The 19,760-nt window shown below is 54.0% G+C and carries 18 protein-coding genes; 10 read left to right on the plus strand and 8 right to left on the minus strand.

Annotated features, from left to right (window positions below):
* Window positions 1–5: 5 nt before the first annotated feature.
* The gene (locus C162_RS17540; RefSeq protein WP_051493639.1) at window positions 6–497 is read right to left on the minus strand and encodes a sigma-70 family RNA polymerase sigma factor; all 492 of its coding nucleotides are present in this window, start codon (window positions 495–497) and stop codon (window positions 6–8) included.
* 267 nt (window positions 498–764) lie between these two features.
* Here C162_RS17540 and C162_RS17545 point away from each other — a divergent pair, with 267 nt between their 5' ends.
* Genes C162_RS17545 through C162_RS17555 form a run of 3 tightly spaced genes read left to right on the plus strand, consistent with a single transcriptional unit; the run spans window position 765 to window position 3,129 of the window.
* Complete coding sequence (locus C162_RS17545) at window positions 765–1,697, plus strand: alpha/beta hydrolase (RefSeq protein WP_051493641.1); 933 nt, start codon at window positions 765–767, stop codon at window positions 1,695–1,697.
* Window positions 1,694–2,716 carry an aminoglycoside phosphotransferase family protein gene (locus C162_RS17550; RefSeq protein ID WP_036695926.1) on the plus strand — a complete coding sequence of 341 codons (1,023 nt, stop codon included), beginning with the start codon at window positions 1,694–1,696 and terminating at the stop codon, window positions 2,714–2,716. Before C162_RS17545 ends, C162_RS17550 begins: the two co-directional genes overlap by 4 nt.
* A 26-nt stretch (window positions 2,717–2,742) precedes the next feature.
* Window positions 2,743–3,129 (plus strand): iron chaperone, encoded by a 387-nt coding sequence (locus C162_RS17555; RefSeq protein WP_036695975.1) that lies wholly within the window; start codon window positions 2,743–2,745, stop codon window positions 3,127–3,129.
* Between the two features lie 143 nt (window positions 3,130–3,272).
* Here C162_RS17555 and C162_RS17560 read toward each other — a convergent pair whose 3' ends face one another.
* A complete protein-coding gene (locus tag C162_RS17560) occupies window positions 3,273–4,964 on the minus strand; it encodes a M3 family oligoendopeptidase (protein WP_036695929.1) in 1,692 nt (563 codons plus the stop codon).
* A gap of 380 nt (window positions 4,965–5,344) precedes the next feature.
* On the opposite strand from C162_RS17560, the gene C162_RS17565 reads away from it, so the two are divergent.
* The 4 genes from C162_RS17565 (at window position 5,345) to C162_RS17580 (ending at window position 8,221) form a co-directional block, all read left to right on the plus strand.
* Window positions 5,345–5,620 (plus strand): CD3324 family protein, encoded by a 276-nt coding sequence (locus tag C162_RS17565; RefSeq protein WP_036695930.1) that lies wholly within the window; start codon window positions 5,345–5,347, stop codon window positions 5,618–5,620.
* 208 nt (window positions 5,621–5,828) lie between these two features.
* Window positions 5,829–6,266, plus strand: a complete 438-nt coding sequence (locus C162_RS17570) for a LytTR family DNA-binding domain-containing protein (RefSeq protein WP_036695977.1) — start codon at window positions 5,829–5,831, stop codon at window positions 6,264–6,266.
* A gap of 34 nt (window positions 6,267–6,300) precedes the next feature.
* Window positions 6,301–6,756: a DUF3021 family protein gene (locus C162_RS17575; RefSeq protein ID WP_036695932.1), complete on the plus strand. Its 456-nt coding sequence runs from the start codon at window positions 6,301–6,303 to the stop codon at window positions 6,754–6,756.
* A gap of 157 nt (window positions 6,757–6,913) precedes the next feature.
* Entirely contained in the window at window positions 6,914–8,221 is a 1,308-nt protein-coding gene (locus tag C162_RS17580; protein ID WP_036695936.1) for an amidase, read from the plus strand.
* A gap of 55 nt (window positions 8,222–8,276) precedes the next feature.
* Here C162_RS17580 and C162_RS17585 read toward each other — a convergent pair whose 3' ends face one another.
* The gene (locus C162_RS17585) at window positions 8,277–9,566 is read right to left on the minus strand and encodes a S8 family peptidase (protein WP_084648963.1); all 1,290 of its coding nucleotides are present in this window, start codon (window positions 9,564–9,566) and stop codon (window positions 8,277–8,279) included.
* Window positions 9,567–9,731: 165 nt separating this feature from the next.
* Between C162_RS17585 and C162_RS17590 the strand changes: the two genes are divergently transcribed.
* Both C162_RS17590 and C162_RS17595 read left to right on the plus strand, forming a co-directional pair.
* Window positions 9,732–10,094: a hypothetical protein gene (locus C162_RS17590; RefSeq protein ID WP_051493645.1), complete on the plus strand. Its 363-nt coding sequence runs from the start codon at window positions 9,732–9,734 to the stop codon at window positions 10,092–10,094.
* A 440-nt stretch (window positions 10,095–10,534) separates the two neighbouring features.
* Window positions 10,535–11,938 (plus strand): NAD(P)-binding domain-containing protein, encoded by a 1,404-nt coding sequence (locus C162_RS17595; protein ID WP_036695983.1) that lies wholly within the window; start codon window positions 10,535–10,537, stop codon window positions 11,936–11,938.
* Between the two features lie 107 nt (window positions 11,939–12,045).
* Here C162_RS17595 and C162_RS17600 read toward each other — a convergent pair whose 3' ends face one another.
* The gene (locus C162_RS17600) at window positions 12,046–13,134 is read right to left on the minus strand and encodes a low temperature requirement protein A (RefSeq protein ID WP_036695939.1); all 1,089 of its coding nucleotides are present in this window, start codon (window positions 13,132–13,134) and stop codon (window positions 12,046–12,048) included.
* Window positions 13,135–13,323: 189 nt separating this feature from the next.
* On the opposite strand from C162_RS17600, the gene C162_RS17605 reads away from it, so the two are divergent.
* Complete coding sequence (locus C162_RS17605; protein ID WP_036695941.1) at window positions 13,324–15,165, plus strand: UbiD family decarboxylase; 1,842 nt, start codon at window positions 13,324–13,326, stop codon at window positions 15,163–15,165.
* Window positions 15,166–15,504: 339 nt separating this feature from the next.
* Here the strand turns inward: C162_RS17605 and C162_RS17610 are convergent, their stop codons facing one another.
* From C162_RS17610 to C162_RS17625, 4 genes are all read right to left on the minus strand, one after another.
* Window positions 15,505–15,690, minus strand: a complete 186-nt coding sequence (locus C162_RS17610; RefSeq protein ID WP_036695943.1) for a hypothetical protein — start codon at window positions 15,688–15,690, stop codon at window positions 15,505–15,507.
* Between the two features lie 182 nt (window positions 15,691–15,872).
* Window positions 15,873–16,439: a stalk domain-containing protein gene (locus tag C162_RS17615; RefSeq protein WP_036695944.1), complete on the minus strand. Its 567-nt coding sequence runs from the start codon at window positions 16,437–16,439 to the stop codon at window positions 15,873–15,875.
* A gap of 459 nt (window positions 16,440–16,898) precedes the next feature.
* Window positions 16,899–18,296, minus strand: coding sequence for a hypothetical protein (locus C162_RS17620; protein ID WP_036695947.1), 1,398 nt, complete (start codon window positions 18,294–18,296; stop codon window positions 16,899–16,901).
* A gap of 168 nt (window positions 18,297–18,464) precedes the next feature.
* Window positions 18,465–19,622 (minus strand): glycosyltransferase family 4 protein, encoded by a 1,158-nt coding sequence (locus C162_RS17625; protein ID WP_036695948.1) that lies wholly within the window; start codon window positions 19,620–19,622, stop codon window positions 18,465–18,467.
* Window positions 19,623–19,760 lie beyond the last annotated feature (138 nt).

The following is a 19,760-nucleotide window of genomic DNA, read 5'->3' on the forward strand; positions in this document are numbered from 1 at the left end:
TTTACTCATAGATATTTCCGCAGCTGCATGAGTCCTTGACGCATCCAGGTTTTGATCGTGCCTTCGGGCTTATTCAGTACCTTGGCAATTTCGGTGGTTGTCATATCCTGGTAATATTTGAGCATCACGGCATGCCGGTATTTCGGCTTTAGCCGGCTCATGGCGCGCTCCAGATCGAGACGATCGCTGCTCTTCATCTCCTGGGTCTCCTCCTCCGGCCTTTCCGTCAGCACAACGCGTTTTTTACGCCTTAGCTCATCCATGCAGCAGTTGATGGTAATACGGAGTAGCCAAGGTGTGAAGGCCTGCTCGTTCTTAAGCTGTTTGCGCTTCATCCAGGCCCGGCATGAGGCTTCTTGCACCGCTTCCAGGGCATCTGCTTCTGAGCGCAGATAGCTGTAAGCGAGCGCATACAGTTTACGGTGCTCACTTGCTAGCCGCTCATAGAACACCTCTTCATCCATCAGCGACAGATCTGCTGTATTGGTTTTGTTCATTGTCTTCCCCCCATTCACCATCCCCTCTTCCTTATTGTGTTGGTCTATGGAAGAAGTCGTCCTCGAAATATGTTTTTATAAGTAAGACGGAGCTGACCGGAAAAACGATTGATTTTTATTAAAACACATAGAAGATAGGCCAACCAGTAGTTTCTGGCTGACCTGATAATACATAGACAACATAATTGTCCTACCATTAATATCCAAATCCATGATATTGTTTAATGTAAGCGCTACGATTGTAGCGGAGAACGGGAGGCGGCCGATATGAAAGGTTCTCGAGGCTTCAGGCTGTATCTGTTTCTGATCATACTGTGTATAATGCTGGGAGGTTGTTCACGGAACTCAGGCGAAGCGTCTGAAGAGGCGGCAGACAAGGTTGAGATGGCACCCTTGCAAAGCCCTGGGGTTCATAATCTGGTTTTTCAAAGTGAGGCCCTGGACCGGGAGATGCGGCTCAGTGTCTATCTTCCTACAGGTTATAATGCCTCTCAGCGTTATCCGGTCCTCTATTTCATCCATGGCTACGGCAGCCGGGAGACGGATATGTGGGGAGGGCTGGAGCTTCAGCAGAATGCAGACCGACTGATAGAGGCCGGTCAAATCGAGCCGCTCATTATCGTCGCTCCACAGATGGACAACAGCTATGGGCTGAATGCTGTAGCTAATCCAGGTAATCCCGCAGCGCTGGGCGGTGAACGCTATGAGGATTATTTGGTCAAGGATGTTGTGGAGTATACGGATACGCATTTCAATACTCTGCCTGAGAGCGGTTCCCGCTATATTGGCGGCATATCGATGGGTGGTTTTATCAGCCTGCATTCGGCGTTTTTGCATAGCGATATCTATAGTAAGGTTGGCGGGCATAGCCCGGCGCTGTTCCTGGATGACTGGTCTCTTGCCGGAGGCGAGAACGGCCTGGTCCAGCTTCTCTATCCGACGGAAGCGCTGCGGCAGGAGCGTGATCCGCTTCTTTTGGCGCAGAACAGGGACTTATCGAAGTTGAGTATCTACCTGGACTGCGGGGCGGAGGACAGCTACCGGTTCTATGAAGGCACAGAGCAGCTGTATACCCTGCTTAAAGGAAAGGGCGTGCCGGTGGAATATCACCTCAGAGCAGGCCAGCATGACGGGGACTATTGGAAGAGCCATATGGACGAATATTTGAAGTTCTATGCCGGGAGGACGAAGGGATCATGACGCTAACGAATTACAATTTGAATTTTGAAAAGCTGTGTGCTACATATAAGTTGGGCTTACTGAGTGGGGTGCCGGAGCAAATCTCCGGCGGTTTCCTCCACCGGATGTATCGTGTGACCACGAATCAGGCAGAGTATGCAGTGAAGGCGCTCAACCCGCAGCTCATGCGGAAGGAAGCTGTGATGAACAACATGATAGCAGCCGAGAAGGTAGCCGTGCAGGCCCGCAGGCAGGGAGTGAGCGCACTTCCTGCACTTCTCCATGAGGGAAGCTGTATACATGAAGCGGACGGGCAATATTATCTGCTGTTCCCTTGGATAGAAGGCCGTTCCGTCTCTGCGGCTGAAGCGGGGCTGGAGCACTGCATTCTGATCGGACAAGCTCTGGCTGACATCCATGCGGCGGATTTCACCCCCCTCCATAACGAGCTCCAAAGGGACAGCACAGCGGAGGAATTGCGGACAGATTGGCTGGGGTATGCCTTGCAGGGTGAAGCAATGGGCCTCTCGTGGGCTGTACCCCTTAAGGCTAATCTGGACAAGCTAAGCTGTTATGGCAAGCAGGTCAACGCCGCTATGACGGTCCTTGGCGGGAACAGAGTCATCAGCCACCGGGATCTGGACCCGAAGAATGTATTGTGGAGCTCTGAAGGTCAGCCCGTGATCATTGACTGGGAGGCCGCAGGCTGGGTTAACCCGGCGCAGGAGCTGATGGAAGTAGCGCTCTATTGGTCAGACTTTGAGAGTGGTCACATCCGTATGGCAGATTTCTGTGCAGTGATTCATGCTTACCGTAATCAAGGGGGAGAGATTACTGATCCCTGGCCAGAAGTGCTGAGCAGCGGCTTCCACGGTAAAATAGGCTGGCTGGAGTATAGCATTCGGCGGTCTCTGGGACTGGAAGGGCCGGATATTTCCGAGCGGGAGCTTGGAACGAGCCAGGTACTGCCTACCCTGCAAGCGCTGAATGACTATGCCGGTTTCATTCCGGTATGCCTGCAATGGCTTGAAGATCTATGAACCAACCCAAGGGAGATGAAGCCGAAGTGGACAAGAATAAAGTTACCTATGAATCGGTTGACCAGTATATTGCGGACTTTGCGCCGGAGGTCCAGGAGCTTCTGCAGACCTTGCGTAAGGTCATTTCGGAAGCTGCACCGGAGGCAGTGGAGAAGATCAGCTACCAGATGCCGACCTGGTTCCTGCATAAGAATCTGGTGCATTTTGCCGCCTTCAAGAATCATATTGGGTTCTATCCTGCACCCCGGGGAATTGAAGCCTTCAAGGAGGAGCTAGCGCAGTACAAAGGAGCCAAGGGTTCGGTACAGTTCCCCCTCAAGGAGCCGCTCCCCTATGATCTCATTGCCAGAATCGTCAAATTCAGAGTAGAGGAGAATCAGCAGCAGGCCGCAGAGAAGGGGAAGAAGAAATAAGAGAGCGTGCTCATATCGATCCAACTTAAAATTAGGGGCTGTCCCGAAGCCATGAACCGGCTACTTGGGACAGCCCCTAATAGTTGACGCTGTGCTTGATGGTGAATGTAACTTAATTGTATTCGGTGTATGAATCCTCGCCCCTACAGCGCCTTATCGTCTATGCTGTTCAGCCAGCCCTCAATCTCACCGATGACAGAGCCGATACAGCCATCCTCGAACGGGGAGGTTAAACCGGCAAGCTTCACCAGCTCCGTGAAGGAGCGGCTGCCTCCGGCCTGGCAGAGCTTCAGATAATCCGGCCAGGCCGAGGTGAAGTCCTCATTCGAGCGTTTCCAGAACTGGAAGGCGCAGAGCTGGGCCAGGGTATAGTCAATATAGTAGAACGGAAGACGGAAGATATGGGCCTGCTTGTGCCAGAAGCCGCCTTGCTCCAGATAAGCATTGCCGTCATAATCACGGTGGGGCAGATATTTTCGCTCAATGTCCCGCCAAGCCTGTTTGCGTTCCTGCGGTGTAGCTTCGGGATGCTCGTACACAAAATGCTGGAATTCATCCACAGATACGCCGTAAGGAATGAACTCCAGACTGTCCGCCAGGTGGTTGAAACGGTACTTGTCCGCCTCCTCCTTGAAGAACAGGTCCATCCATGGCCAGGCGAAGAACTCCATACTCATCGAATGAATCTCAGCGGCTTCGGAGGTCGGGAACGTATATTCAGGAACCTCCATATTCCGGCTGGAATACGCCTGGAACGCATGCCCGACCTCATGGGTCAGCACATCGATATCCCCGGAGGTACCATTGAAGTTGGAGAAAATAAACGGAGCACGGTAGTCGCTGAAGAAGGTGCAGTAGCCGCCGAATTCCTTGCCTTTTTTGCTGACCAGATCCATCAGCCCGTTCTCCTGCATGAAGCTGAAGAATTCACCGGTCTGCGGGGACATCTCCTGGTACATCTTCGCACCATTCGCCACGATCCAGTCCGGGTCGCCCTTAGGGGTAGCGTTGCCGGAATTGAACTTAATACCCTCATCGTAAAATTTCAGTCCGTCCAGCTGAAGGCGTTCGCGCTGGCGCTGCTTCAGCTTCCCCGCAACCGGCACGATATGCTCATGCACCTGCTTGCGGAAGCCCGCCACCATCTCAGCATTATAATCGGTACGTCCCATCCGGTCATACCCGAGCTCCACGAAGCTCTTGTATCCCAGCTTGGCAGCGATTCCTGCCCGGACCTTCACCAGCTCGTCATAGATCCGGTCGAATTCGGGTTCATGCTCTGCCATGAAGGCATTACGGGCCTCGAATACGCCTTTGCGAACTTCACGGTCCGTGGAAGAATCGAACGGAATCAGCTGTGCCAGCGTGCGTTCTTCGCCCTGGAACATGATTTTGGCGGACGCGATCAATTGGGAGTATTCGGAGGACAGCTTATTCTCCAGTTGCAGATCTTCAATTACTTCAGGACTGAAGGTGCGTAGTGAGATCTCGGCCAAGCTTAGGAGCTGTGTTCCCCATACCTGCTCGAACTCGGCTCTGTACTTGGAATTGACAAGGGCTCTGTAGTAATCCGTGATGTATTCCTGGATCACCGGTCCGGTCTCGTCCATATAATCCTGCTCTGCCTTGTAGAATGCATCCTCCGTATCGATGGAGTGGCGGACACTCACGAGGGTCTCCATCGTATCGAAGCGGCTGCGCAGCTTATTGATTGCTGCCACGGCAGCCTTTTGCTCCTCCAGATTGCCTGTCTCCAGGTCCTTTAGCAGAGTGGTGAACTCCTGCTTGAATTGCTCCACATCCGGCCGTTCGTATACATATTCTGAGAATTTCATTTGCTGTATCGCATCCTTTCTTTACCATATAGTTTCTATTATATAATCGGCGCCCGCAAAAAACTAATGTTCTTCCGGTAATATTTGATTATAGCTAAATGCTATACTTCTGGCACAGTGCACATCCGTTGTTGAACCAATATGGAAATTATTCTAGAATAGAGTTAATCTGCACCAATTCCAGAATCCCGGGAGGTGATGGCCATGTTTCGGATGAGTCAGTATGTGAACGGCACGCTCCATGCAAAGCCTGTGAAATAACTAAGGCGAAAGCTTGGCATGGAGCGGATTTATTCGCCTGAAGTATGTTTTAAGTAATACAGTTATTTACACAGGCTTTGCCCTTAAAAGATTAATAAATTTTAAGGAGCGAGCCAGATATGCAATGTGTAAATGCAGCAAAGCTGTTGCCAGACCACCTGCTGAAGGAGATTCAGCAATATATTCAAGGGGAAGCCCTGTATATCCCAACCTGCAAGAGTAAACGCAGAAAATGGGGCGAAAGCTCAGGGGCAGCCGATTACTATAAAGTCCGCAATGCTGAGATCCGTAGCCGCTTCCAAAAAGGTGCAGAGTTGGACCAATTGTGTGAGCAATACGGCTTATCTATCGATAGCATCCGTAAAATTGTATATTCCAAGAACCCGCAGAGCTGATCTGCGGGTTTTTTGCTGCTTATATAACACGGCGTCGTCGGCTGAAGCCTGCAATTAGGCGGACCAGTTAGAGAGCCAACCAAGGAATTGAACCAACCAAACCTGCAGCTTGAACCCGCCAGAGTGCAGCTTGCGCAAAGGCCATTGTATAAGTCTTTTGACAAAAATATACTGTAGTTGTAGGGAGAGAATGCAGGAGGCGGTGGCGGTGAAAATCACGATTGAGCAGGTTCCGGAGGGCGGTGAGCCTGAAATTATTCTGAGGTGCAATGACCCGGATGAAGACTTGCTGGCGCTGATCCACTCGGTGAACACAGGCCCCAGGAAGCTGATTGGTATGACCGGGCTACAGATGCACATCATCCATCCGTGTGATGTCTATTACTTCGAGGCGGTGGACCATAAGGTGTTCATCTACTGCCAGGAGAAGGTGTATGAGTCGAGGCTGAAGCTGTATGAGCTGGAGACGGAGTATGAGTCTGGTGATTTTTTCAGGGCCTCCAAATCCAGCATCCTGAATGTGGCCAAGATCGAGTCGCTCCGCCCGGTGCTCTACGGAAGATACGAGGCGCTGCTGCACAACGGTGAGAAAGTCCACATCTCCAGACAATATGTCCCGGTGCTCAAACGGAAGTTAGGGTTATAGCTGTGCTGTCAAGACTTGAATAGGAGGGAAACTCATGATTACAACCAGAAAGTATGTATCTTTGTTCGTGAAGGATCTGCTGGTGGCTTGCGGGGGGCTGATGGTGCTTGCGGCGGTTGTGCTGGCTCTGAATGCTACGGAGATGATCCGGGGCTCGCTGCTGGTGCAGCTGTTCCTGGGGGCGGCTGCTTTTACCTGCTTCCGGTATGCGCTGGTGAATACGTATGAGGTAGATCCCAAAGTGCAGACCATCAGCTTCTATCTCTGCTTCATCCTTGCGGATGTGCTGGTAATTCTCTGGCTGTGGCAGTTTGCGGACGGCCCGCTAATGGATAAGGGAGTGCTGGTACCGTTCGTCATTGTCATTCTGGTGGTCAAAACTATGGTGTACGCAATGATGCACATCGACGGGAAACGGGAAGCCAAGCAGCTTAATCAGAAGCTGAATGAGTATAAGCAGAGCGGAGATCAAGGAGACAAAGAGCTTTAGGAAGCTCTTGTGATAGGGAACATGAAAGCCATCTTGGAGGGGAGGCGGCCCGGGTGGCTTTTTTGGCGCTGAGAAAGCTTGGGAATTTCTGTTACCTTATGCAGTCTGAAACGTAATAAGCCAAATGCTATACATAATATTCCATGGAGATGATCTAATGTTGCTTCACAAGGTATCCCTGACAGAAATGATGAGCCGGATGGATGAACCCGGATATTCACCCGGAACTGTACTTAACCAGTACTTGGAGCGTTACAGACAGCTTGAGCCGCATATCCATGCGTTTGTCCCTGAGGATGAGGTTGAAGTGCGGCTGGATTCGGAACAAGCTCTGCTGCAAAGTATGTACAGCGGAGATGAGCGTAACCCGGCCTTATTCGGCATTCCTGTAGCCATTAAGGACCTGCTCCATGTGGACGGTCTGCCGACCCGGGCGGGATCGCAGCTATCCGCTGAGCTGTTAGCCGGTGCCCAGGGGTCTCTGGTCACTAAGCTGCGTGCTCTCGGGGCCGTGATTGCAGGCAAGACGGTGACCGAGGAATTTGCCTACAACGGACCCATTGCTACGCGTAATCCGCATAACACCGCGCATACTCCCGGCGGGTCCAGTGCAGGCTCCGCCGCAGCGGTGGCTGCGGGGCTCTGTCCGCTGGCAGTGGGCACACAGACGCTGCGTTCGGTGATCGCCCCGGCGTCCTTTTGCGGAGTGGTCGGGTTCAAGCCCAGCTATGGCCGGGTTCCGCTGGATGGTGTGCTGCTGTTCTCGCCGTCTTTTGACACGATAGGGTTCTTCACGCAAGATTTGCCTGATATGGAGGCTGCGGCAGCCTTGCTTGTCCCGGACTGGGAAGCTCCTGCTGCCCCAATCTCCCGTAAGCCGGTTCTGGGTATCCCTAAGGGAGTCTATATGGAGCTGATGAGTGCGGAAGTCAAAGGGGTGTTCCAGGCTCAGATTACAGGGCTTGAACAGCTTGGATATGAAGTCCGTTATGTCCAAATGCCGTGGGAGGATGAACTCATCTACGGCAATGCCATGCTGCGCTTCATTGAGGGTGAGCTGGCACGGGAGCATGAAGATAGATTCGCGGAGCATAGAGTAGAATACGGTGTCCCCGTGCAGGAAGCGATCCTTAGAGGACAGCAGATTCCGGAGGAGGAGCTGGAGCAGTACCGCACCCGGCAACGGGAGCTGCGGCGCGACTTGATGGAGCTTATGGACCAAGAGGGAATCGACCTGTGGGTCTCTCCGGCCCAAGGGGGGACTGCACCGAAGATCGAGGAGCGGAATACGGGCTGGGCAGGGATGCCTGCGGTCTGGGGCTTCGCGGGAGTGCCCACGGTCACTCTGCCTGCGGCAACGCTTGAAGGGATGCCGCTCGGCTTCCAGTGTATAGGGAGATATGGAGAAGACGAGATACTGTTAGCCTGGGCGCGCCAGCTATGGCCGCAGCTGTCTGAGGAGTAACCGCTCCCCGAAGAATAAGGAGCGGTTACTGTACCGGTTATTTTGTTTTGGGGAGCTAAAGTCTCACTTTGTGGGGTTTCTTGGGGGAGCAGCGCCGTTTCAGGAATCGTACGTCGATCTCCCCGCTTCCGCCGGTATTAGGCTTCAGGCGGAGAGGGAAGGCGTTACGCTTCAGCAAGAGCTTCACCTGGCGCGGCGTAAGACAAGGCGCAAGCTGGAGCAGCTGTGCGGCGGCACCGGACACGATGGGCGTGGAGATGCTGGTGCCGGACAGCTTGAAATACCGCTTGCCGACCTTATTGCGCGGCAATTCACGGACCAGCTGGGAGCCGGGGGCGCGCAGCGAGATCACTGAATCGCCGGGGGCGACCAGATCCGGCTTCACTCTGCCGCCGGGGGCGGGCCCGCGGCTGGAATAGACAGCGATCCGGTCATCCTTCTGCGTCAGCGTCCGGCGGTCATTGACAGCACCGACGGTGATCACGGAGGGGCTGATCCCTGGGGACTCAATGGTCCGGCGCCTAGGGCCGGCATTGCCGGCGGCGATGACTACGGTGAGGCCGGCTTTGACGGCTTTTTCAACGGCCTGAACGAGAAGGTCATCCTTGATATGCGGAGCCACCGGTCCGCCGAAGGACATGGAGAGGATGCGCAGCCTCAGCTTTTTGCGGTGGGTAATGCAGTATTCAATGGCCTTGATAATGGTGGAGTCATAGCCGTCCCCATACTTATCGAGCACCTTGATTCCGACAATTCCCGCTTCCGGCGCGGGTCCCCGGTACTTGCCCCGGCTGGACCAGCCGTTACCGGCGGCATCCCCGGTGATATGCGTGCCGTGTCCGTTGTCATCATACGGGCATTTCCGGTGATTGATATAATCCTTGAACGCCAGAATGCGGTTCACCGGCCGGGTCAGGTCGGGATGCGGATAGACTCCGGTATCGAGCACAGCGATGTTGATGCCTTTGCCGGTAAGCCCTCTTGAACGTCTAACTGCTGTAGCGCCTATGGATGGAGTTGCAATGTTGAGCGTAGCTTTCTTAATGCCGTCCAGATAGACTTTATGGACTCCGTTCCAGCGGCATACATACTCCAGACATTTCAGGGATACCTGTGAAGCCACGGCCTGATGAAGCCGCAGATGATGCTTGACCGGGAGGACATGCCGTCCCAGATGCTTCCTTAGTTCGCGGAGCCGCGCCGGAGTAAGCGGTTGTCTGAACTGTATGATCACCGGTATAGCTGCTTTTGTAGCAACAGTGGAATAAGCTCTGCGGATCTTATGCTTTAGGGGCCGATTGAGCTTGGCGGCGTGACGCCTGGCCCATGATGGTTTACTCTTCATAATGTAATCACCTCTATGAAGCAGTGTATGCGGCCAGCTGCCTCGTGGGTACGAAACCAGGAATGAGTACAGCGATACATTTATGCAAATAACAGGCAATAACGCGTTTCGGCTGATTCTTCTCTTGCATTTACTACTGTATTCCAATAGAAAGTGGTGAAGCAAATGAAAGAATCAGAGAAGAAGGCATTGCTGGCAAAACGTCAACTGATGGCTAAAAAAGCAAGAGCAGCGGCGGTAGTAAGACCCAAGAGACGGCGGATCAGACAGGTGCTTAATAATTTCATCGTGCTTGCCGTGAACAATAACAATGTCCCATATGAAACGCAGGACTGGAAGGCTACACTGACCCGGAGCTCCGGCACTGTGATCACGGCTCAATTCGATGAATTCGGCGTCGCCCAGTTCAATACGATCAGTACGCTGACAACGGTCAGCTACACGCTCCGGATTATCGATGCGGATAATGTGCAGCGCACACAGAAGTTCGTCCCGTCGAACCGCGAGTTTTTTGTAGCACGCTTCTAACTAACAACAGCGCGCCCGGATTCATTGAGGGCGCGCTGTTGTCTTAGTGTGTCTGAAATAATAGATACTATAGAGGATCACCGGAATGATCAGGAAGTTGGCGGGCTGGATATAGAGCAGGAAATCGAGCAGTTTGCTGACGCAGCTTATCATTGAGAGCACGGAGCTTGAGCTGATGGGGACGGCTCTTTTTTGCTGATACGCGTAAGATAATATTCCATTTGTCAAGCGTTAAGGGGAGCTGACGTTGAAATGTTGGCTTAATGTACAATCCCGTCCACTGAATTCAGCTCTTATGACAATAAACCTTCCATCGATATTCAAAAGCGGGGGCATACCCTATATAATATCGCCATAGATGTATATCAGGGATTATGGAATAGAATGCAAAGTGAGCAGCAGCTATGAGCTGAAGATGCCCCGGAAAGGTCTGAGGAATGATGAGCCTGGAAGCCTTGAATGAACGTGTGAACACGGATCTCTCTTACCTCGCCTATGGCGGCGCGGACTGGGTTCGCCCTGTGGAGCATGATGAAGGCCATGTCTATGATGTCGTGATTGTGGGCGGGGGCCAGAGCGGGCTTGGTGCGGCTTTTGGATTACTGCGTGAACGGATCTCGAATCTGCTGATTATCGACGAGAATCGTGACGGGCTGGAGGGGCCTTGGGAGACCTATGCCCGGATGGTGACGCTGCGTACGCCCAAAGCTCTGACCTCGATTGATCTCGGCATCCCGTCGCTGACCTTCCGTTCCTGGTGGGTGGCTCAGCATGGGGCGGAGGCCTGGAGTGAGGTGGATAAAATCCCGCGCGGGCAGTGGATGGAGTATCTGCGCTGGTACCGGCAGATTCTGAAGCTGCCGGTACGTAACGAGGTGCGGCTAATGCTGGTCGAGCCTGGTGACGATGGAATCTACCGCCTTCAGGTTACAAGAGCGGGTGCGCAGGCCGAAACACTGCTGGCCCGTAAGGTGGTGCTGGCTACCGGCATTCAAGGCGGAGGGCAGTGGCATGTTCCGCCGATGATTGCAGATCATCTGCCGGAGCACCTGTACGCCCATACCTCCCGGCAGATTGACTTCGCTGCCCTTCGCGGCAAGCGGGTGGGGATTCTCGGCGGCGGGGCGTCCGCCTTCGACAATGCCAATTACGCGCTTCAGGAGGGAGCGGCTGAGGCCCAGGTCTTCGTCCGCCGGACGCAGCTTCCGGGGGTGAACCCGATCCGCCAGATGGAGGGCTCGGGCATGATTGAGCGGTTCCATACCCTGGCGGATGCGGACAAATATGCGGTCATCTCGCATTTCTTCCAGTATAATCAGCCGCCGACGAGCGATACCTTCCGCCGCGCAGCGGCATGGCCCGGCTTCCAGCTGCACCTCGGCTCGCCGTGGCTGAAGGTGGAGGCTTCAGGGGAGCAGGCGGTGGTGACTACGCCCGCCGGAGAGTTCAGCTTCGACTATCTGATCGTCAGCACGGGCCTGCTCAGCGATCCTGCCCTGCGGCCGGAGCTGCGGCAGGTGGAGACTCATATTGCCCGCTGGAGCGACCGGTACACAGCGCCTGTGGGATCGGCGAATCCGCTGCTGGATGCGCACCCGTATCTTAGCCCCGGCTTTGAACTTCAGAGCCGGGATGAAGCAGGCCGCAAGCTGCTGCATGGCGTATTCGTGTTCAACTATTCCGCTCTGGCCAGCTGCGGGTTATCGGCATCGGCCATCTCGGGCCTACGAAATGCGATTCCGAGACTGGTCAGCGGTGTGGCCGACCAGCTCTTCCAGGATGACCGGCAGCAGATCCTCCAGGCTTATTATGATTACGATGAGATTGAATTTACAGGCCAGTAAGACGGCCGGAAGAGGCTGTACCTGAGGCGGGCAATGACCTCTGGTGCAGCCTCTTGGCGTGCAGAGCGAATAGATTGGCCTTGCCTGAGAGCTGACTGGCTGACGGGTCAGGCAGTAATCCTGGCGTACAGTGCGAAGAACAGCGCCAGCTCGCCCATGATCAGTACATTCGGTACATGGACTAGAAGATCAAGCACATAGAAGCAGGCCAGAATGAGGGTCAGTAGTGCCAGCGGCTTCATTCCCAGCTGGTGCTGCTTATGCCTGTAGACCTGAAAGACCAGTGCCGTGGAAGCGAAATAGAGCAGCACGGAGCCGAACAACAGGTTCAGCATCTGCCCATAATGAAGCTGATCCAGGAACAATAGCTGGATTGACGCAGCAAGCATACACAGCGACAGATAAATGAACAGATGCCCGTAGATAATCGTCTGCCCGGCAGTCTGGATATGCATATCGACCTTCTTCTCCAGGTTGTCGTAATACTGCCACCATATGGCGATGATCAGCACAAAGGTGAGCGCAGCGAAGCCGACAGATGGTCCGGTCCAGCTGCTGGATTGCAGCACGGCGAGGATGCTGACCACGGATTCGCCGAGCAGGATCAACGCGAACAGCGAGAAGCGCTCCAGCAGATGATGGGTATTGGCGGGAGTCTTCACCAGAATCCGCCGGCCGGTCAGCGGGAGCATAATATCCAGCACAATCCCGGCGTACAGCACGGCATACCGGAGCCAGGAATCGAAGAACAGGGAGCAGGCTGAAATCGTAAGCCCAATCCAGAAGCGCGATCCCAAATAGCGGGCCGTGTTCCGCAGGTGCCCGCTTTCTCCGGAATGGACATAATGGTACTGGACAGCGGTCATGATGCGAAGTCCCAAGTAGCCGATCAGAAACGGCAGATAGTTGGCATCGAAATCCACAGACAGACTGGCCGTCATGATCAATACGAAGAACAACTGGACAATAATAAATACCCGGTGCATCACCGTATCCTGACCATAGCGGTTAACGAAGAGCGTCTGCCCGACCCAGGCCCACCAGATCGGAATGAAGATCAGTACGAATTTGCCCAGTGTCTCAAGGGACAGGGTCTCGTGTTCTACATGCAGCAGCACATGGCTGGCTTTGGAGACCGCAGCGACAAACAGCAGATCGTAGAAGAGCTCCAGCCAGGTTACCTTTTTGATGATCATTGCGTTAGTCCCCTTTGCCGTTTGTATGCCCGGAGCCGTCCGGTTTACAAGTATAATAATGGCTCTCCACAGAAGAAGGCAAGAATATTTGTGACAACTGGAGAGGTTGCCCTGGCTGGCAATTGACCTGACGGACACACTCATTGATAATAAAGAGGTTCATATTCTTGAGAGAATGGGAGTAGAAGCATGTCATATCGCAATATGGAAGAATGTATTATTGACCTGGAGAAGCACGGGCATTTAATTCGCATACATGAAGAGGTGGACCCGCATCTGGAGATGGCGGCGATACATATGAAGGTCTATGAGGCAGGCGGTCCTGCTCTGCTGTTCGAGAATGTCCGGGGCTCGAAGTACCGTGCAGTCTCGAATCTGTTCGGAACGATCGAGCGCAGCAAGTTCATCTTCCGCGACACATGGGAATCTTCGCAGGCGGTCATCGCTTTGCGCAGCAATCCCATGAAGGCGCTCAAACAGCCTTTAAGGTATATCGGTACAGGCCTTGCCGCCCGCAAAGCGCTGCCGATCAAGAAGGGCAGCGGCGTGCCTGCCGGGTTCGAGGAGATTCAAATCTCCGATCTTCCGCAGATTAAGCACTGGCAGGGCGACGGAGGGGCGTTCGTCACGCTTCCGCAGGTGTACTCCGAAGATCCCGATAAGCCGGGCATTATGAACTCCAATCTGGGGATGTACCGTATCCAGCTTAGCGGCAATGAATATGAGCTGAATAAGGAAGTGGGCGTCCATTACCAGATTCACCGCGGCATCGGCATTCATCAGGCCCACGCGAACAGACGCGGCGAGCCGCTTAAGGTCAGCTGCTTCATCGGCGGTCCCCCTGCGCATACGCTCTCGGCGGTGATGCCGCTGCCGGAGGGCTTAAGTGAAATGACCTTTGCCGGGCTGCTCTCGGGGCGTCATTTCCGCTACAGCTATGTAGACGGCTTCTGCGTCAGCAGCGATGCCGACTTCGTGATTACCGGAGAGATTCATCCCGGGGAGACGAAGCCGGAGGGGCCGTTCGGCGATCATCTGGGCTATTATAGCCTGACTCACCCGTTTCCGGTGATGAGAGTACACAAGGTTTATGCCAAAAAAAGGGCCATCTTCCCCTTCACGGTGGTCGGCCGTCCACCGCAGGAGGACACTGCCTTTGGAGAGCTCATCCATGAGCTGACCGGCGGGGCGATCCGCTCGGAGATTCCCGGCGTGAAGGAGGTACATGCGATAGATGCTGCGGGCGTGCACCCGCTGCTGTTCGCGATCGGCAGTGAACGGTATACCCCGTATCAGCAGCTTAAGCAGCCTGCAGAGCTGCTGACGATCAGCAACCGGATTCTCGGAACCGGCCAGCTCAGTCTGGCGAAATATCTGTTCATCACGGCAGAAGAGGACAAGCCGGTCAGCACGCATGATATCGCCGGGTTCCTGACTTACATCCTGGAGCGGATCAATCTGCGCCGCGATATTCACTTCCAGACGAACACAACGATCGATACGCTGGATTATTCCGGCACCGGGATCAACAGCGGAAGCAAGGTGGTCTTCGCAGCCGTAGGGGAAAAGAAGCGGAGCTTGTGTACGGAGGTGCCTGAGGTTCTTCAGCGGGTAGACCGGGGCTGGGGTCCGGCGGCCATGATTATGCCGGGCATCGTTGCCATGCAGGGGAAGCCGTTCCGGGATTACTCCTCGGCGGCAGAGGAAATCTCCGCTCTGAGTGCTGCCATTGCAGCGCAGGGGGCGCTTGATTCCTGCCCGATGATTATTCTGTGCGATGACAGCAGCTTCATGTCGGAATCGCTGAACAACTTCCTGTGGGCGACCTTCACGCGCAGCAATCCTTCCCATGACATCCATGGGGTGAACAGCACGGTAGAGCATAAGCACTGGGCCTGTGATAATGTGATTATCGACGCCCGGGTGAAGCCGCATCAGGCGCCGCCGTTAATTCCTGACCCCGAGGTGCAGCGGAGGATTGAGCGGGTATTTAGTGAAGGAGCAAGCTTGGGTGGACTGCGGCGGCCGTAGGGAGTGAAGCAGCACTTCTATAACTGCTGAAACCGCTGAAACCGCTGAAAAGAGGGGTTGTATGGCTGAGCTATTCGGGGTGCTTTTCGAAGTTATGCTGGATCTCCTGCTCTACCGAAAGGACCGTAAACGGAGAAGAGAACGAAGAAGACAGAGAAGAATAGAGCGGAGAATGAAAAAGCAGGGGCGTTTGTAGACGCCCTGTCTTTCATTTGGTGGTTGTTAAAGGTTAGGCGTATAAACGTCATTGTTTGTTGTGATGACGTTTATATGTTTTTTGTCGTGGCCGAAAAAATGTATGCGAAAAACCGAGCTCATTCGAATGTAAAGTGTAGCGGCTCAGTTCTGGCTGCCTGGCCATGTGTAGGTCTTGATGATGTCTGGGCTGCCGTCTATTCTATGAAGGTTGAAGGTGAAGACATTGTCTGTGCGTCCGGTGAAGTAGATATAGTCCCCCGGGAACATGGAGTCGGGCTGCTCTACCTCGCGCTGGCGCTCCGCACTGAGCAGTTGCTTGTATAACACAGTCTGCTTACCGGTAGTACGATCAACAAGGGTCAGGAATGCGGTGTCTGTAGGGCGGACCAGCAGAACATCCGGGTAGACGGCTTCGACATTATAATAGACATCTTTGGCTACAGTGGCACCCAGCAGTTTCGGTATATCTACCGTCTCGCGGACTGCTCCGGTTCCATCCTCAATGAGCCTTAGCGTGCGGCCATCATTGAGTACCAGCTTATCGCCGGCCCAGACCGGGGCTGTGCCGAAGGAGGTGTGGATATTCGTATGCCCTGGCGGATTACATTGTTGTTCTTCACCAGGTAGGTATAATACTCCGCATGCACATGTGGTTCGCCATAGGAGTTGACAACTTGAAGCAGTGTCAGACCGGCAGGTGTGCGCTCGAAAGTAAAGTCCACTACATCCAGTCCTCTACCGAGAACAGCAAGCTTATGCTTAATGTTCTGCACCGTTGTCAGATACAGCTCGCCGCTGTCCAGCGACTGGGAGTACACTCCGCCGTCGAACACTTCTGAATAACCGCGGTACATATGCAGACCATTGGCCCGTATCGTATTCATGGCGGCATCCCATCTTACGGGTCCGGCTTCAAGGGCCGCTACTACAAATTTGACAGGCACATACAGCTGCTTATCAGCCATATAAGGTGTGCCTCCAAGGGAGACCTTCTTCCCGTCCAGTACGCCGGTGGATTGACCAAGCTTCACACTGAAGCTTTTGTTCCACCCGCTGAAGGCAGCAGTTTTGTCCAAATCTAAGAATGTATAGGTTGCACACGATAACTTATCCTTCTATTTCTCGCTGAAACGATACCATCCTTTAAAAGGACGGCAAAGCCGTTTCTACTTGGCATGATTGCACTTGCCCTCAAGTCCCATGATTGTGACCAGGTTAGCCGGCATATAAGAGACCCCGTTCTTGATCTGTGCAGTGCCTCCGGCCATGCCTGATAACCCGCTTCCGTTACTGTAGGTTAATTGGAGCTGCACGCCCGGGGCAGGCTTGGCCGAAGCCGGCCAGAGCCAGTGCGAGTGCGGCGAGGACTAACATCCTCCGGTTGATCTTCATGTTTCTCATCCTTTCTTCGGGTGTGGCCACTGCTGGATCAGCCGTCCCCCGTCCCGTGACCCATAGGCTGAACCACGGATTGTAAAGTAGCTTCTGTTACAGATTCATAACCCCCCAAGGGGTGAAAAACTATAACTGCCAAGCTACACGAAACTAGAAGCATAATCATTTTTCTTATCATTGGATTCTTGCACCTCTCCAATCAGAAGTCTGTATTGTTCTGTCTGTTCCTCAGTGGCTTGATGCCGGAATTGTTCAAACAGATTCACACATTTAATGATTATGCTATCACTCTTTATTTTAGCAGAGGATTCCAGACTTTGGAGCAGGAAGCCCATTCCTTCCAGGCGGTGATTGCGTAAATAATAGTTGGCTAATTCCGCGAGAAAGGTAGAGTACTGGTCAGCCAGGATCTGCTGGTTGTGAAGCTCCCCGAAGTCCTTCAGGTTGGTCCGGTAAGGAATATAGGAAGGGAACTGTTCAAGCACTTCATCGACATTCCAGGAGAAACGGTTGGCTGAGATCATAATATGGTACAGGGCTACAAAGATCTCACTGGCATGCGGAGCAATATAGGCCACATATTCAGGCAACACTTCATAGTCGCCGGACATCATCCGGTAGAGAAGGGTATTGGCCGTACCCCACTCCTGGAATTGGTCCAGAATGTGCCGGGTTTCTTCCCCTTTTTCGCGTATCCAGCTCCTATCCATATATAGAGCTACGTATTTCAGCGCCGATTCATAGTCCCGGAATTCTTCGCACACACTTGCCCGCATCAGATGCGAATACAGCGCATAGAAGAAAACCGGCTTCTCAGGACATTTATCCTGGCGGTCCCTGCGCTGCGACCGGTGCAGATGGTGGTAGCTGAGCATGGCAAGACGGTGCATCTCCTGGGCCAGCGCGTCCACCTTGTCCCACTTGTGCAGCGAGTAATAGACATGCATCAGATGCTTCAGCCCGTCGAGCTGATCCGGCACTTCAAGCCGTTCAAGATAACATTCGAATAAAAGAGCAGCCTGGAGGTTGAGTGTCTGGCTGTCTCCGAGGGTGATGCGGAACAAACGGTACTGGCAGAGGGCCAGCCGCTCCGAATGCTGATACTTCTCGCTTGTGCTGATATTCTTGTAGAGCACGGCCGCCGCCTGCCAGTGATGCTCCTGGAACAGGTCCTCGGCCACTTCAAAAAGCATCGGAGCGTAGGTTAGGTTGTCCAGCAGATTTTTGGCTACAAGCTCAATACAGTCCAGCCGCCCCAGCTCCGCCGAATTCAGGATGAAGGGGCGCAGCCGCCGCCAGGTTGGTGCCGAATATAAGAAGCACTCATCGACATACATGCTATAGAAATGATCCTCGGGCAGTTCCATGCCCCGGGTAATCAATTTCAGATGATTCATGGCAATCGGCTGCTGGCCGCTAAGGATACGGCTTAAGGTGCCGGAATTAATGCCGGACTGAATGGAGAACTGGTTGATGGACAACTGCTGGGAATAGAGATAAGCCTCAAGATGACTGCGAATCGTTGTGAGGGGCTTCAAAGGATCACCGCCTGACTGAATTCCATTTTTTGGATTATTGTATATGTGTATAATATAAGTCATTATTCCAATGGTCAATAGAGTGATGGGGAGAAACCGTGAACAATGGAAAAAAGCATTCCCGTGGTCCCGGGAACGCTTAGTCTTCATAGGCGGGCAGACAGCGGATCAGGCGGTGTAAATCCCAGCTTCATTCTTGATCCTGCGGCGCTCGATGACTTCTTCATAATCCTTAATCAGTCTGTCGAAAATCTGCTCCCAGGAGCGCTTGAGGGCTTGGTGCCGCCCTTCGCGGCCCATTGCGCTGCGCAGCAGGTGCCCGGCGGCGGAAGTGCAGATCCGCTCTGCCATGGCTGCCGGGCTGCGGGGCTTGAACAGCATGCCGGTGACACCGGGTGCCACCAGCTCCCGGGTTCCGCCAGCATCTGCGGCGATGACGGGAAGCCCCGACGCCATGGCTTCAAGCACGACGTTGCCGAAGGTCTCCGTGCAGGAGGGGAAGACGAACAGATCCGCAGAGGCGTACAGCTCTGCCAGCTCTTCGCCGTGTCTGGCCCCGGTGAAGGTGACATTGTCCGGTGCCTGCGATTTCAGCTCGGGCAGCAGCGGCCCATCGCCGACAATCACCAGCTGAACCGCTGCACGCACAGACTCCGGCAGGAGCGGCATGGCCTGAAGGAGGGTGGTGAGATCTTTTTCCGGGGCAATCCGTCCGACATAGAGCATCATCAGCGCTGCTCCCTTGCTGTAACGCTCCCGCACTTCTTCGCTTCGTCTCTCCGGTGAGTACAAGGTGCAGTCCACCCCTCTGGACCACAGTCGCAGCCGGGTAAAGCCCTCCATGCGTAAGCTGGTTAAGGTCTCGCGGGAAGGGGCCAGGATGGCATCGCAGGACCGGTGATACCACTTCATGTATTTCCAGTAGAGCGGGAGGATTCTTCTCATTTTGTAGTATTCGAGGTAACGGTCGAAGTGGGTGTGATAGGAGGCGACATGGGGGAGCTGCTGCTTGCGGGCATACCGGAGGCCGGTTAAGCCGATGTTGAACGGGGTGGCGAGATGGAGCAGGTCGGGGGCGAAGGCAGTCAGTTCACTCTGGATGGAGGACATGCCGGGCAGGGCCAGCCTGCACTCGGGATAGAGGAAAAAAGGGATGCTGGCAACGGGTCTGACAGGATCGGGGTAGCTGCTCTCCGGGGCTGATTTTGGCGTGAACAGCAGATGATCGATTCCCCGGCGGTGCAGGTGGCCGGTCAGCCGGCCGAGTGTACGGGCAACGCCATTCGTCTGCGGAAGAAAGGTGTCCGTGAATAAAGCCAGACGCATCGGTATCCCTCCCAGTAATCTTGTTGCCTTGATCTTAACAACTAACTATTACTTGTAGATCAACCGCAGGTTAAACATCTCGCATGAAGGGGGGGGATTTGGAGGACAATGGAGGGGCGGGGAGGAGTGGGGAGGAGT

The sequence above is a fragment of the Paenibacillus sp. FSL R7-269 genome, assembly GCF_000517865.1.
Classification (GTDB): domain Bacteria; phylum Bacillota; class Bacilli; order Paenibacillales; family Paenibacillaceae; genus Paenibacillus_AQ.

Coding starts and splice junctions, on each gene's coding strand:
- C162_RS17600 (WP_036695939.1), bottom strand. CDS start 13,134: ATGATCATCAAAAAGGTAACCTGGCTGGAGCTCTTCTACGATCTGCTG.
- C162_RS17575 (WP_036695932.1), top strand. CDS start 6,301: ATGATTACAACCAGAAAGTATGTATCTTTGTTCGTGAAGGATCTGCTG.
- C162_RS17540 (WP_051493639.1), bottom strand. CDS start 497: ATGAACAAAACCAATACAGCAGATCTGTCGCTGATGGATGAAGAGGTG.
- C162_RS17595 (WP_036695983.1), top strand. CDS start 10,535: ATGAGCCTGGAAGCCTTGAATGAACGTGTGAACACGGATCTCTCTTAC.
- C162_RS17590 (WP_051493645.1), top strand. CDS start 9,732: ATGAAAGAATCAGAGAAGAAGGCATTGCTGGCAAAACGTCAACTGATG.
- C162_RS17605 (WP_036695941.1), top strand. CDS start 13,324: ATGTCATATCGCAATATGGAAGAATGTATTATTGACCTGGAGAAGCAC.
- C162_RS17580 (WP_036695936.1), top strand. CDS start 6,914: ATGTTGCTTCACAAGGTATCCCTGACAGAAATGATGAGCCGGATGGAT.
- C162_RS17565 (WP_036695930.1), top strand. CDS start 5,345: ATGCAATGTGTAAATGCAGCAAAGCTGTTGCCAGACCACCTGCTGAAG.
- C162_RS17625 (WP_036695948.1), bottom strand. CDS start 19,622: ATGCGTCTGGCTTTATTCACGGACACCTTTCTTCCGCAGACGAATGGC.
- C162_RS17550 (WP_036695926.1), top strand. CDS start 1,694: ATGACGCTAACGAATTACAATTTGAATTTTGAAAAGCTGTGTGCTACA.
- C162_RS17585 (WP_084648963.1), bottom strand. CDS start 9,566: ATGAAGAGTAAACCATCATGGGCCAGGCGTCACGCCGCCAAGCTCAAT.
- C162_RS17545 (WP_051493641.1), top strand. CDS start 765: ATGAAAGGTTCTCGAGGCTTCAGGCTGTATCTGTTTCTGATCATACTG.
- C162_RS17560 (WP_036695929.1), bottom strand. CDS start 4,964: ATGAAATTCTCAGAATATGTATACGAACGGCCGGATGTGGAGCAATTC.